Annotated in this window: 10 protein-coding genes; all 10 read right to left on the bottom strand. The window is 44.5% G+C overall.

Going from position 1 to position 14,050, the window contains the following annotated elements:
- Window positions 1-27: 27 nt before the first annotated feature.
- Window positions 28-444 (bottom strand): hypothetical protein, encoded by a 417-nt coding sequence (locus ABS301_RS14335; RefSeq protein WP_349672863.1) that lies wholly within the window; start codon window positions 442-444, stop codon window positions 28-30.
- Between the two features lie 313 nt (window positions 445-757).
- The gene (locus ABS301_RS14330; protein ID WP_170072295.1) at window positions 758-1,480 is read right to left on the bottom strand and encodes a LytR/AlgR family response regulator transcription factor; all 723 of its coding nucleotides are present in this window, start codon (window positions 1,478-1,480) and stop codon (window positions 758-760) included.
- Window positions 1,481-1,820: 340 nt separating this feature from the next.
- Complete coding sequence (locus ABS301_RS14325; protein ID WP_349672862.1) at window positions 1,821-3,563, bottom strand: sensor domain-containing diguanylate cyclase/phosphohydrolase; 1,743 nt, start codon at window positions 3,561-3,563, stop codon at window positions 1,821-1,823.
- A gap of 135 nt (window positions 3,564-3,698) precedes the next feature.
- Complete coding sequence (locus tag ABS301_RS14320) at window positions 3,699-4,274, bottom strand: nucleotidyltransferase family protein (protein ID WP_349672861.1); 576 nt, start codon at window positions 4,272-4,274, stop codon at window positions 3,699-3,701.
- Window positions 4,271-5,086, bottom strand: a complete 816-nt coding sequence (yqeB, locus tag ABS301_RS14315) for a selenium-dependent molybdenum cofactor biosynthesis protein YqeB (protein ID WP_349672860.1) — start codon at window positions 5,084-5,086, stop codon at window positions 4,271-4,273. The genes ABS301_RS14320 and yqeB overlap by 4 nt, the downstream gene beginning before the upstream one ends.
- Window position 5,087: 1 nt before the next feature.
- On the bottom strand, window positions 5,088-6,122 hold the full coding sequence (locus ABS301_RS14310) for a molybdopterin-binding protein (RefSeq protein WP_349672859.1): 1,035 nt from the start codon (window positions 6,120-6,122) through the stop codon (window positions 5,088-5,090).
- Window positions 6,123-6,146: 24 nt separating this feature from the next.
- Window positions 6,147-6,950 carry a selenium cofactor biosynthesis protein YqeC gene (yqeC, locus tag ABS301_RS14305; RefSeq protein ID WP_349672858.1) on the bottom strand — a complete coding sequence of 268 codons (804 nt, stop codon included), beginning with the start codon at window positions 6,948-6,950 and terminating at the stop codon, window positions 6,147-6,149.
- Entirely contained in the window at window positions 6,950-8,326 is a 1,377-nt protein-coding gene (hydA, locus tag ABS301_RS14300; protein WP_349672857.1) for a dihydropyrimidinase, read from the bottom strand. The genes yqeC and hydA overlap by 1 nt, the downstream gene beginning before the upstream one ends.
- A gap of 137 nt (window positions 8,327-8,463) precedes the next feature.
- Window positions 8,464-11,031 (bottom strand): selenium-dependent xanthine dehydrogenase, encoded by a 2,568-nt coding sequence (xdh, locus tag ABS301_RS14295; protein WP_349673094.1) that lies wholly within the window; start codon window positions 11,029-11,031, stop codon window positions 8,464-8,466.
- 16 nt (window positions 11,032-11,047) lie between these two features.
- Window positions 11,048-14,038: a putative selenate reductase subunit YgfK gene (gene ygfK, locus ABS301_RS14290; RefSeq protein ID WP_349672856.1), complete on the bottom strand. Its 2,991-nt coding sequence runs from the start codon at window positions 14,036-14,038 to the stop codon at window positions 11,048-11,050.
- Window positions 14,039-14,050 lie beyond the last annotated feature (12 nt).

The following is a 14,050-nucleotide window of genomic DNA, read 5'->3' as shown; positions in this document are numbered from 1 at the left end:
ATTGTGAAATATTGAGTTTTCACTGCACTAGACCTCAGCCTGCTTTCCATTCCGCATAAACAATAACACGGCACAGATCCTAACCATATAGGGCACCATCCATTGGTTAAAAATGGTATATACTGGCGTTGGTGCGGTCATCTGGCTGAAAAATCCATAGGAGTCCATGTCTGACATAAGGATTTGATAACCCTGCCACTCTTTAAAAGAGAATAAACCAGCTAAACCAATTGTTATGACCGCTCCTGCAGCAAAGTGCATGAAACTGAATTGATCTACGCATATAGCCTGGTTTTTGCCTCTTATAGACATTCTCATTACAATTATTACCGTAGAAAATATGATAACTATTCTAATCGCCATTATCATCGTGATAGCTACGGGATATGATTCAATATAGGTTGAAAAAAGGATATTAAAAATATATATTATTATTTTTTCCAAAATGACTCCTATAATAAGATTTAAATATAGACCCTTTTTATATCCCTGCCACTCACCGTCTCTTTTTGATCTCCAGTCTGATAAAATTAATAACAGGATAAGCACTTCTCCATATGTAACAGCTATCTCCAAAAGAGACCGGATCAAATAGTGAACAGAGGAAGGAAGGGGCGGAAATAATATAATCACATCCAAAAAAATGCGGCTAATGAATCTGCAGCTTCCTTCCAGCCAGACAATTCCCCCCATTAACATCATAATAAAGTAATATTTTAATCTTTTTGTCATCTTTCCCCCATTTACCTGGCAGTTTTTAAACCTGACACCATCCCATGGTTTCAAACATAATCTCTTCCACTTCCTTACGCCTGCTGCGGCTGACTGGCAGACAGGTTCCATCCATTAATTCCACTACGTCATTAGAGATTCTGGCAATCTGGGTGAAACTCACCAGATAAGACTGGTGTATTCTGATAAAACGAATCTTACGGTCTTTTAATTCGTTTTCTATCTCCTCCAGACTTTTGTATAGTCTGTGACGGCCCTCTTCACATGCAATCTCAGTCAGTCGGAGCTTGCTTTCAAAATACAGTACTTTCTTTAAATATACCTGACTCTCTGTTCTGCCATATTTGAAGTGATAATATAAGTCTTTTGTCTCAATCAGATTTAATATGTGGCTGAAATTATTATTGAACTCAGGATCTCTTACGGGCTTAACAAGGTATCCAATTGGCGCTGAGCGAAAGGCCTGATTGATGTATCTCTGATGAGATGTCATAAATACAATTTGTACCATGCGGTCGTATTCACGGATTCGTTCTGCTGCCATCAATCCATTCATACGTCTCATCTCAATATCCATATAAATGATGTCGAAACGCTTTCCTAAATAAACAGCTCTGACAATTTCATCACCGTCACAGAAGGTCTCCACATCCAGATTCATTTCTCTCTCAATCCCAATCCTGCGCAAACGCGTTTCTGCTTCCAACAGCAGCAGATGGTCATCATCACATACTCCTATTTTTAACATGGCCTCTCCTCCTATTATCCAGCAATCTCCGAAATCAGTTTTTCTACAGATTTGCTTCTTCAATCTAATATTAATGGTATGCTAATTATGTTTCTTAACGGTCTCAGCATATAACTATTTTCGACAAGTTTCAACCCAAGTGCCAAAATTATACACGTTTAGTTCCAAAATTGACACATTTCAATTTTAAAAAGTTACTTTTTTTACATTAAAACAATATTTTTTTATGGATTTATAATTGTTAATTTTAACATGTTCTTTATAACGAAGCAAAAAAGGAATGAGCATGACGCTCCTAAAATAGAAGCATACCGCTCATTCCTGTTAATTTTATAACAATCTAGGCACCGGTTCCGGATTTATTAATTACTTTATCAATGAATATAGATACATACTCTTTACAAAACTGCGTTCCTGCTCCCTTTAGTAGCTCACTGACTGCAATTTCCTTTGGCAGCGCGTGGCGGTAGCTTCGTTCACTGATCATGGCGTCATAAGCATCTGCTATGGCAATAATTCTGGACTGTATGGGAATCTCCTTTCCCTTCAGCCCTTTGGGGTATCCGCTTCCATCCCAGCGCTCATGATGGGCAAGCACGTAATCTGCCATTTCTGAAAGCTCATTCACTGTACTTAAGATGCGGTATCCGATTTCTGGGTGCTTTTTTATCTCCCCCCATTCATCTACATCAAGCTTTCCGTTCTTATTAAGAATACCTTCTTCAATGGCTACCTTGCCAATATCGTGAAGAAGGCCAACTGTTTTTAATTCCTTGATGTCATCTTCCTGAAGTTCCAGCGCTTCCCCCATCTTTTCACAAAGTTCTGATACACGAAGGGAATGCTGTTCCTCTCTGAAGTTCTTCTCATGAAGTGCTGCCATGATGGTGTAAATGGTCTTTCCCCTCATGCTGGGACTTTCCATCAGCTTTTTCCGATACATAAAATCTTCTGCTTTCTTTAAAACCTCTGTAATGGAATCATCTCTGCTGCACTTTATGCTGTATCCAAAAGAGATGGAAAGCATGATTTTATTCACAGCCTGAGCCTTTGCCATGTCACTCATGGATGAAATCATCTTTTTAATCTCTTTTTCGCCTGTACCGGGTGAAAAGATAACAAATTCATCTCCTCCCAGCCGGCATATAATATCATGGCTGCGGGTGTTGTTCATCAGAACTGCCGCCGCTTTTCGTATGTATTCGTCTCCTGCAGCATGACCGAAAGAATCATTGATCAGTTTCAGACCATTGATGTCTGCCATGGTAATTACCAGCGGATAGTTAAACTCCTGGTCCAAAACTTTCAACTGCTCTTCAAAATACCTTCTGTTATACAAACCAGTAAGCGGATCATGATAGCTTAAATAATTCAGCCTTTCCTGAGCCTGCCTGCGCTCGGTTATATTATTGACAATGAGGGCCAGCTGGTTTTTACCAGGGCAGAAAACAATCACCTCATAATATGTGCTTGTCCGGTTCCGGAACCGTTCATAGCGGGCTGGCTCCCCTGTATTTACAGTCTTAGCAAGCAGCTCCCATATATCAGGATCCAGAGTGTCGTGTATATCACAAAAATATCCTCCCAGCACAGAATCTTCCTTGTCACAGGTCAGTTCCTCATAGCAAGGATTTACATCAATCAGCCTGTAGTGCCTGATGTCGGTTTCATTCTCTCCCTCAAACAGTGCCATTCCAAGCTGCATATGAGCTATAATTGTCCGGTATTTTTCTTCACTTTCCATAAGCATCTGATCATAAAGACCGATCTTTTTATACTGCATCTTCAGTTCTTTATCACTTTTGCTCAGTTCCTCTTCTGCGGCACCGGCTTTGTTAAGCAGTCTCAATATCACATAGTATAAAAATGCGGAAGTACAAAATACAAATAAGACTCCCTTCCCCATGCTAAAAAGCATGACTGAACGGGAATTGCTGACAATGGCAGGAACCAATCTGTCAGAACACAAAATCCAGAACAAACCAAGCAGAAAATAAGCCACGCAGATCTTAAGTCCTTCCTGCTTTAATTCCTTTCTGCTCTTATTTAACATAAGGAAATGTTCCCTCAGCCTTTTCCACATACCGCCCCTCCTTTGATGATTTTATTATACACGATTTTCATTCTTCTGAAAACCAATAAGTGATATTTTTCTATAGTTGGATAAAACTGGTAACAAAAAAACACGGTCTGAAAATAGCCGTGTCTTTCTAACAATTTATTCCAGATGATCGGACATCTTGTCAATGTCTTTTAATTCAGCAGCGCTTTCTGCTTCTAAAAGAAAAACATCAGATGGATGGGCTCTGATTATCTTTTTTCCGCCTCTGTCTCCCGTAAGCTCCATTAATTCTCTTCTGTAGCCGCCTGCAAATATGGCAGGATTTCCGGGCTCTCCTTTAAAACACAAACAGGCAAGTCCCTTTTTGTTTTCATAAAATCCATTCACCAGCGCCTCTATGGTAGCAGACTTTACGTAAGGCTGATCACAGACTGCAAATAAAAAATCCGTGTTTTCATGTTCCAGTTCCTTTAATGCCAGATGAATGGAATGAGAAATCCCCAGTCTGCTGTCCCTGTTTACAATGATTTTATATCCCGATTCTTTCATGTACTCCATAATCTCATCGTATTGGGTAACTATCAGTTTTCTGGAAAACAAATCTTTTGGAAGCTGGTCGATTTCTTCTATAATATAACGGTACATAGGCGTTCCATTGATTTCATAAAGCAGCTTATTGCCATTAAACCTTACGCTGTCCCCCGCTGCCAGGAGAATCAGTGTCATATTCATGTTGAAATCCCTTCCTTCTGCGCAAGATGCTTTTTTCGAAAACTTAATACAGCTTCCAGTACTCCCCCACCAATAGCAGATGCCTTGTCTGAGATCGTATAACAGTGCTCGATTACTCCTCTGGGATCTATGTCTCCTGATTTCATTCCCCGAAAAACAGTTACTCCCTCCTGAAGCAGTCCTCTTACCACTCCTCCCACCTGAGCAAGCACAGGAGCATCATTTACATACCCAACCACATCATTTAACTGCACGACTGTCCCTATGGTTACAGCCGGGTGAAATATGCCGTTATCCACAGCACGTATGATCCGTTCTTTATCATATCCACCTATCATTCCCGGAACTCCCGTATTGGGGATGGCTCTGCCGTTCCAGATGCACCGGCCCAGATCATGACCCCGCTTTGTTTCCACCACGCAATGGCAGTCCTTCCCTGCAGTAAAACCAGGTCCGACTGCGACTACAATGTCTGCATCCGTAATCCTGGTACCCAGATTCTTCTTTGCTATAATCGCATCTACAACTGCATCCGGATTCCATTTTTCACGGATGCAGCACTCCTCATCGACCACCACTGCCACCTGGTCCCTGGACAATGCTTCCTCAACTTCTTTCATGCTGCGGCATAATACGCCGGTAATGTCCTCTACTTTTGTCTTGTTTTCGTAAACAGCTCTTGAAAATGCCACAGTACGTCTTACGGTGGTGGGTACGGGTTTCTCAGTCATAACCACTAAAAAACCGCAACGGTGGAGGCGGCAGGCGATTCCGGAAGCCAGATCACCTGCTCCTTTGATCAATATCTTCATCCTACCAGCCCTTTCCGAATCCGCAGTTTGGATAATGACATTCCTCACAGGAGAGACACAGCCCCCCTTTTCCAAGCTTATCAAGTTCTTCTTTTGTTATGGGATCATCTGCCATCAGTCTTGGCAGCACTAAGTCAAATACCGTTCTTTTAGAATACATCACACATCCCGGTAGTCCTGCTACCGGAATGTTCTTTCCATCTTTCCGGTAATAAGATAGAAGAAACATGGCTCCCGGCAGAACCGGAGCACCATAGGATACTACTTCGGCTCCCGTATTTCGGATTGCCAGCGGAGTTTTATCATCCGGATCCACGCTCATGCCGCCGCTGACCAGTACCATGTCCGCTCCCTGTCTGATAAATTCAAGAATTGCCTCTGAGGTATGCTCCGGCTTATCATCGGTTACGGTCTGTCCCAGTATTTCTCCGCCAAACTCTTCTGCCTTCGCTCTTAGAACCGGGCCGAATGCATCCTTGACCTTTCCACAGTATACTTCACTTCCAGTAGTAACAATACCCACTTTTTTATTTTTATAAGGCAGTATGGAAAATATCCTTTTTCCGCCGCAGAGTTTTTTTACTGCCTCCATCTTGTCCTTTTTAATTACGAGAGGAATAATCCTGGTTCCGCAAAGCTTATCCCCTGGTTCTACAGGAGTATTGGGATGTCTGGAAGCAATCATCATATCTCCGGCACTGTTTATGCTGTCAAGCAGACCGGTGTCTATTTTGAAAAGTCCGCGAATGGTTGATTTTAATTCTATTTTCCCTTCTTTTACATCGCCCCTGTCCATATGGTCATTTCTGCATAATTCACAAAGTATTTCAGCAGCCTCATTCTCATGATACATGGTATCATCCTTTTCCCATATATACAGATGCTCTTTTCCCATTGACAGCAGTACAGGGATGTCTTCCTCTGTTACCACATGACCTTTCCGGAATCTTGCATCCTTTGAAACTCCAGGTATGATCTGGGTCATGTCATGGCAAAGAACATGACCTGCTGCGTCTTCCGTTCTGATCTCTTTCATCTTGCTGTTCCCTTTCGCGTGTCTCTAATTCTGATCCATTTCTATAAAACTGGTTACTGCTGTGTACTTTGCCCATTGTTTTCCCATTGCATCTGCTACTGCCTGAGCACTGGACAGCCGCCTCTTATCATCCGCTTTGTTTATAAGAATCCGGTATTCCATGGATTCAACTCCCTTTCGGGTTCCATCGGCGCTGGTCAGTATCTTTGCTGCATCAGAAGGCGTAATCCGTCCGTTCTTTTTCTGACCGTCAAACACCTGTGGTGTCAGTTCATATCGAAAACACATTTCTTCCCACGGCTCACCGATACAGTTAAGCCCCATACAGCCAATTACTGCATGAGTTCCGCCTGGTAAAACCGGTTCATTTATCTTAGGTATCTTAATTGGAAGGCGCTTTGCCCCATCTGCCTCCACAAGAAGGACATCACATAGCAACGTCAGCCGTTCCAGCTCAGAAAGTTCCATTCCCTTTAGCTTTCCCTCTTCGGCAGGCAGGCCCGTAACCAGCACCCAGCCTGCCAAAGGAAAAAACTCCTTATGACTTGTTATAAAATCACTCACTGCTTTCCAGTCACCTGCCTCTGTGACGATTCTGTCAGTCGGCCGTAAAATATGGGTACTGGTAGTTACAATTACCCGCTTTCCCTGAGCTGAAAGCTCATCGGCCAGGCAATACATGGAGGTTGTCTTCCCGCCCCCGCCGGTAAAAGCCACAATCATCGGTTCTTTCAAGGGAATACCAAGGGCCTCCCACAGAGAATCTTTTTTTTCCAGCTGTAATATTCCATCTGACACATCGATTGCATATGCGCTTTTTAATATCATCAGGAAATCACCATTGGCTTGTTTCTGGCCACATAGGCACCTGTCTTTTCCAATAAGACTTCACCATCCTCAGCCGCCAGTCTGCCTCCTAAAAATACAAGCTCCGCTTTTCCTTCAACGGAAATCCCTTCAAAGGGACAGTAATCCACGCGGGCAACCTGGTTGTCAACAGACATGGTCCATTTGGCATCCGGGTTAAAAACCACAAGATCAGCGTCACTTCCAGGAGCTATCACGCCTTTTCTTGGATAAACTCCGTAAAGCTTTGCCGGATTTTCTGAGAGCAGCCGGCACATCTGTTCCACTGTCAGACCATTTTGTTTTACGCCAAAGCTGTAAACCAGAACAGGACGGGCTTCCACTCCCGGCATTCCGTTTGGTATCTTCGTAAAATCTTCTCTGCCTGCCGCTTTCTGAGCGGTAGTGAAGCTGCAGTGATCGGTGGATACCGTCTGAATCTGATCCGTCTTTAAAAGCTCCCACAGCTTTTGTCTGTCTGATTCCTTCTTAATTGTAGGTGAGATTACATATTTACTTCCCTCAAAACCCGGGAGATCATAAATATCTTCATTGAATATCAGATACTGGGGACAGGTTTCCACATATACTTCCTGCCCTCTTTCTCTTGCATAAGCAATCTCTTTATAACCGGCTTCCGAGCTAAGATGTACGATGATAACCGGGCAATCCGCTACCTGGGCTATCTTTAATAGACGGCCTGCTGCCTCTGCCTCTACTGCCGAAGGTCTTGTCTTTTTATGGGCATTAACCGAAAAATTACCGTTTGCTTTTTCTTCCTCAATCAGTGCCTCGATGATTCCCTTGTTTTCACAGTGTACACCGGCAATTCCTCCGGCTTCTTTTAAACGTTTTAAAATCTGGTATATCTTTTTGTCAGCCATATACATCTCATCATAAGTCATATACAGCTTAAAGGAAGTCACACCTTCTGAAACGATGGTGTCAAGCTCTTCGCTTACTAAATGATTCCAGTCTGAGACTGCCAGATGAAAGCCATAATCACAGGATGCGTTGCCATCCGCTTTTTTATGCCAGTTATTCAGTGCCTGATGCAGACTTTCTCCCTGGTACTGGGTGGCAAAATCAATAATCATGGTGGTTCCTCCGGCTAAAGCGGCCTTGGTTCCTGACTCAAAATCATCTGCTGTTACGGTACCTGCCACATGAAGATCAAAATGAGTATGGGCATCAATAAATCCGGGGAACAAAAGTCTGCCGGTTACATCAATAACATCTGCTTTTTCCTCTTCAATTCCCGGTTCCACAGCCAGAATCTTACCATTCTCCATGAGAACATCCGCTGCAACTGCCTTGCTTCCCGATACTACGGTTCCGCCTTTCAACAACGTCTTCACAGCAAATCCACTTCCTTTCTTCTAATCCGGCTTGCTTTTTGCATACCGGTCTATGCCATCTATTTTCTCTTTTTCATGGTTCTTTGTCAATCCCAAAAAGACGCAGAGAAGGTTTTTTCTCCTGCGTCTTTTTCCGGTTATTTTTTCTTTTTCCGATAAGCCGTCTCTTCCAAAGGCAGGGATGTCCGAAATACTCCGTCATACTTATAATAAGCGCCCTGCACCGCTGGTGCAGTAGGAATTGAGGTAATCTCTCCGATTCCAATTGCCCCGTAGGCCAGCGGATCGTGATTTCGTTCTACAATAATGCTCTCTACATCCGGTGTCTTATCTGCCCGGAACAATCCAAGCGTACCGAATTTTGCAAGTGGAACTCCCTGGTTCAAAGGAAATTCTTCCGTCAGGGCATATCCCAGTGACATGACCACACCGCCTTCAATCTGTCCTTCTACAGACAGTGGATTAATGGCCTTTCCTACATCGTGGGCGGCCAGTATCTTTTCCACGGTACCGTCTTCTTTTAAACAGGCAACCTGGGTGGCATAGCCGTATGCCACATGAGAGACGGGATTTTTCTTGTCGCTTCCCATAGGATCAGTGGCCGCCAGATATTCTCCATAATATTCTTTTCCATTTAGAGCTGACAGTTCTTTTTTGCCATCTAAATCCCGAAGGATCCGGACACATGCCCTCCTTGCCGCTTCCCCTGTTACCAGAGTCTGACGGGAGCCGGAGGTAGTTCCGGAATCAGGTGCCAGATTGGTCTCTGCAGCAACGTAGACCACCTGATCGCCTGTGATACCAAGGGTTTCGCATACAATCTGCTCCAGAACAGTTCCCAGTCCCTGACCAATGCAGGATGCACCAGATCTGATATGAACTTTTCCATCTTCCACCGTCAGCCTGCATCTTCCCCAGTCAGGAAGCCCGACTCCTACACCGGCATTTTTCATAGCACAGGCGATTCCTGCATATGGATGGCTTTCATAAATGTCCTTTACTGCAAGCAGAGTTTCCACAAGGGCAGTTCCTTCTGCAGCAATCTGGCCGTTTGGAAGCTCCTGTCCCGGCCGAATGGCATTCCGAAAACGGATTTCCCATGGACTGATACCAACTTTCTCTGCCAGCAGGTTTAAGTTGCACTCTATGGCAAAACAGCTTTGTGTGACTCCGAATCCCCGAAAAGCGCCTGCAGGCGGATTGTTGGTGTAGACGGCGGTTCCTTCAATGTCAATATTCTGATAATGATAAGGTCCTGCTGCGTGGGTACAAAGACGCTGAAGTACAGGACCTCCCAGGGATGCGTAAGCTCCTGTATCCGTAATCACCACTGCTGTCATACCGGTAAGATAACCATTCTCATCGCAGGCAGTGGTAAAATCCATAGAGGCCGGATGGCGCTTGGGATGAACCATAATGCTTTCTTTCCTGGTCAGCTTTACTTTGACTGGTTTACCAGTATGATAAGCTAAAAGTGCAGCGTGATGCTGAACGGACATATCCTCTTTTCCGCCAAACCCGCCTCCTACCAGCTTGTTAATGACATGAACCTTTGAAAGTTCAAAACCAAGCATACCGGCACATTCTTTTTGTGTATCATAAGTTCCCTGGTCAGAGGAATAGATTACAGCGTCTTCCTTTTCCCGATCCACTATGGCTATGGCACACTCCGGTTCCAGAAATGCATGCTCTGTAAACGGAGTTTCATAATGCATGGTTACCGAATAGGCAGAATTTTCTATGGCTTTCTTTGCATCTCCTCTGATCAGATGCTCATGGGCTAAAATATTACCAGTATCATGAACAAGAGGTGCATCCGGCTGTAACGCTTCCCGGGGTGAAAAGACTCCTTTTAACTCCTGGTATTCAATTTCAATCAGCTTCTTCGCTTCTTCCAGGATCTCCGGGGTATCCGCTGCCACAAGACAGACGGCATCTCCCACATATCTGGTAATCTCACCTACCGGAATCATGGTATCCCAGTCTTTCTTTAAATGCCCCACCTTATTCTTACCCGGAACATCGTTGGCGGTTAAAACTGCACGGACTCCAGGCAGTGCTTTGGCTTTGGAAGCGTCAATGGACAGAATTCTTGCCCGGGGGTATTTACTCCGTACCGCACTGCCGTAGATGAAACCCTCTACTTCCATATCATCTACGTATTCCCCGTAACCCAGCACTTTTTCCGGCACATCCAGGCGATGAGCCCGCTGCCCCACAGCCGTTACCTCTGGAGCCTTTAAATCCCTGACATCTTCACGAAACAGTCTGGCTGCAAGGAGAATGGCATCAATGATTTTCTTATATCCGGTGCAGCGGCAGACATTTCCCCGTACTGCAAATGCAGCCTCTTCCCTTGTTGGATCGGGGTTTTCATCAATGAGGGCTTTTGCACAGATTACCATGCCCGGAATGCAAAAACCGCACTGAACAGCTCCCGCTTCCCCAAAGGCATAGACAAACACTTCTTTTTCCCTGTCAGACAGTCCCTCCACTGTCATGACAGATTTCCCTTCCATTCTGGCTGCTTTCTGAACACAGGCTTTTACAGCCTTTCCATCTATCAGGACCGTACATGTTCCACAGGCACCTTCGCTGCATCCGTCTTTCACAGACTTAAGCCCCAGATCGGTTCTTAAAACATCAATCAGCTTCCTTTCTTCCGGTACCGTAACAGTCTCTCCGTTTACCAGGAAACGAACCATTGCTCCACCCACTTTCTTATCCTAAAAGATAATCGTAGTCATTGATAACGGTTTCCACAATCTTTAAAAGCCCCTCCGGAACTGCATCAACCGCTTCCCCTGCTTTCCCTGTATACAGACTTCCCATATACTTTAGAAGGAATGTACCATTTTTTCTGTCCGTCACAACAAAGCCCTGATTTTTACTGTTATTTAAGTCTGCTTCATTGGCAAATAATGTAAATTTATCTAAGTACGGAGCACTGTCATAAGGACAAAAACTACGGCAGTTTCCGCATTCATTGCATAAATAATCCACATGAAGGATCTGATGCTTTGTGAAACCTGGAACAAAGAGTGCTAAATTTGCGCGGTTTGGACAGACCTCTGCGCAGTTTTCGCAGATACTTTTACAGCCAAGACACCTTGTATTTTCTTCCTGGTCACTCAGCGTTTCTTTTAAGATTCCTCTTCTGCCATATAGCTTTTGCGGATCGGCCGATGTGATGTCAAAATCCCTGGCAGCTTTTCTGCCCAGAATTGATTCTGCCGCCATCCTGGCATCTCTTATGGCTTCTACCACAGTTCCGGGACCATACAGACCGTCACCCACTGCATAAACTCCAGGCACACTTGTTTCCAAAGTTTCCTCATTAACAAGCGCTCTTCCCCGGCTTGTCAGTTCAATGCCGTTCTTTTGATAAAACTCTTTGGGGATTCCCTCTCCAACTGCGGCTATCACCGTATCGGCAGGTATGGAAACGGTCTCCTCTGTTTCTGTAACAGCTCTTCTTCCGCTTTCATCTGCAGCGGCAAGCTTCATCACATTGCAGATTAACTGGCCATTCACCAGTTCTGCTGGAGATAAAAGTTCCATGAATTTTACACCATCCTGCATGGCAAGCAGCAATTCTTCCTCATCTGCAGGCATGTATCGTTTGGTTCTGCGGTAAACGAGAGAAACCTCTTTTACACCGTTGGTTCTGACAGCTGCTCTTGCCGTATCCATGGCAGTATTTCCTCCGCCGATCACAACAACTGCCTTACCGACATTCACATTTTTATTCGTTTCCTTGTATTCACTGAGAAAATGAAGGGCATTCATGGTCTCGCCAGTTTTCAGATTTAAAATTCCGGGTTCACTTGCACCTGCCGCCAGAATAATAAATTCAAAACCTTCTTCTTTTAATGCAGCCAGATCCGTTATTTCCGTATTCAGCATTACCTCTGCTCCGTAAGAAAGACATAAATCGATGTCATGACCAATCACGTCCCCTGAGATTCTGAAATCGGGAATAATGTTTTGAACCACGCCCCCAAGCTTTCCGCTTTTTTCAAAGATGGTAGCAGGCATACCGCACTTTGTCAGGAAATAAGCGGCGGAAAGACCAGCCGGCCCGCCTCCGATAATTGCTGTCTTTTTACCGGTCAGTTCCCCTTTTTGAATGGTTTTCCGATATTCCTTATAGCCTTTTTCTGCACAAAGAAGCTTTGCCCCCCGTATATTCACCGGAGATTCGTAATGATTTCTGGTGCACATATTCATACAGTTATGGGCACATATGGAACCGGTTATGAAAGGAAGCGGGTTTTTCTCAGCAATCACTTCCATGGCTTCCTCATAGTTTCCCTGACCAGAAAGCTTTAAGTATGTGGTAATATCCTGATGAATGGGACAGGCTTCCTGGCAGGGAGCCGTATAACAGTCAAGCAGCGGAACTGTTTTCTTCATCTTTCTGTCCGGCAAAAGTTTTAAGGCTTTTTTATAATGAGAATCTGAAATGGAAGCCTGGGCAAGGGTGAAAGCCTTATCTGCATCTACACCCTGAAATGAGACACCTGTTTCCTTCGTCTTTTCTGCCATCTGAAGAAGTCTCTGATATCCGCCTGGCTTTAAAAGAGTAGTGGCAACAGTTACCGGCCAGATTCCTGCATCAGTAATGTCTTTGATATTATGGTAATCAGCTCCGCCTGAGAACGAAATCCGAAGTGCTCCGCCAAATTCTTTGGAAAGTCTGGCTGCCAGTGCCATGGACAGCGGGAACAGCGATTTTCCCGACATGTACATCTCCTGGCTGGGGAGCTCATTATTTTTCACATCAACCGGGAACGTGTTGGTAAGCTTTACACCGAACTCCAACCTGCGTTCGTTCGCCACTGCCATCAGCCTTTTCAACATGGGGATGGCATCCTCATACTGAAGATCATCAAGGAAATGGAACTCACCAAAGGAAATGTAGTCATATCCCATCTGATCCAGCGTGTTTCTGGCAAATTCATAGCCCAGCAGTGTGGGATTGCATTTAATAAAGGTATTCAGACCCTTTTCTTCTATTAAATAGACTGCAATCCGCTCAATCTCCTGAGGCGGGCATCCGTGCAAGGTGGAAAGAGTCACACTGTTGCAGACCCGGGAAGAGATTGACTCAATATCCTCTTTTGTCACATTCTCAAACTGTTCCAGATGCTCCAGAAGATACTGTCTGCAGGAATGAAACGTCTCCGTGTCTTTTGCATCCATCATGGAATCGATGAATGAATTGACTTTGGGAGATTTAATTCCCTCCAGATCATATCCCACACTCATGTTAAACTGAAACCCATCCATCTGACCTAATCCGTATTCTTTCGCCATGAAAGAAAGCAAAAACCATGCCTTTATATATTCTTCCTGGGCCTGGGGAACATAAAGTTCTGTAGACCACTCGCAGTTGTAGCACTCATCTTCTGCCCTGATACAGGGCTTTTCTACCGGAAGATCATCTCCGTCTAAAATCTGTACGGTCTTCAGCTCAAAGAAACGGCTTCCTGCATAGTAGGCTGCCACGATGTTTTGCGCCAGCTGGGTATGGGGACCTGCCGCCGGTCCAATCGGAGTTTCTAACGTTCTTCCAAACAGCTCCCTGTTATGTGACTCATCCGTCCGGTAGGGACGGTATACTCCAAAAACTGATTCCTGTTTTCCCTGCTCCTGCCTTACCCAGTTGATTAATTGTGAAAAAGGCATCGGTGTCATTTTGTCTCCCATTGATATCCTCCT

This window comes from Lacrimispora sp., from assembly GCF_031982545.1.
Lineage (GTDB): Bacteria > Bacillota > Clostridia > Lachnospirales > Lachnospiraceae > Lacrimispora.
Note: the sequence above shows the minus strand (reverse complement) of the source record. Positions and strands in the feature narration are given on the sequence as shown.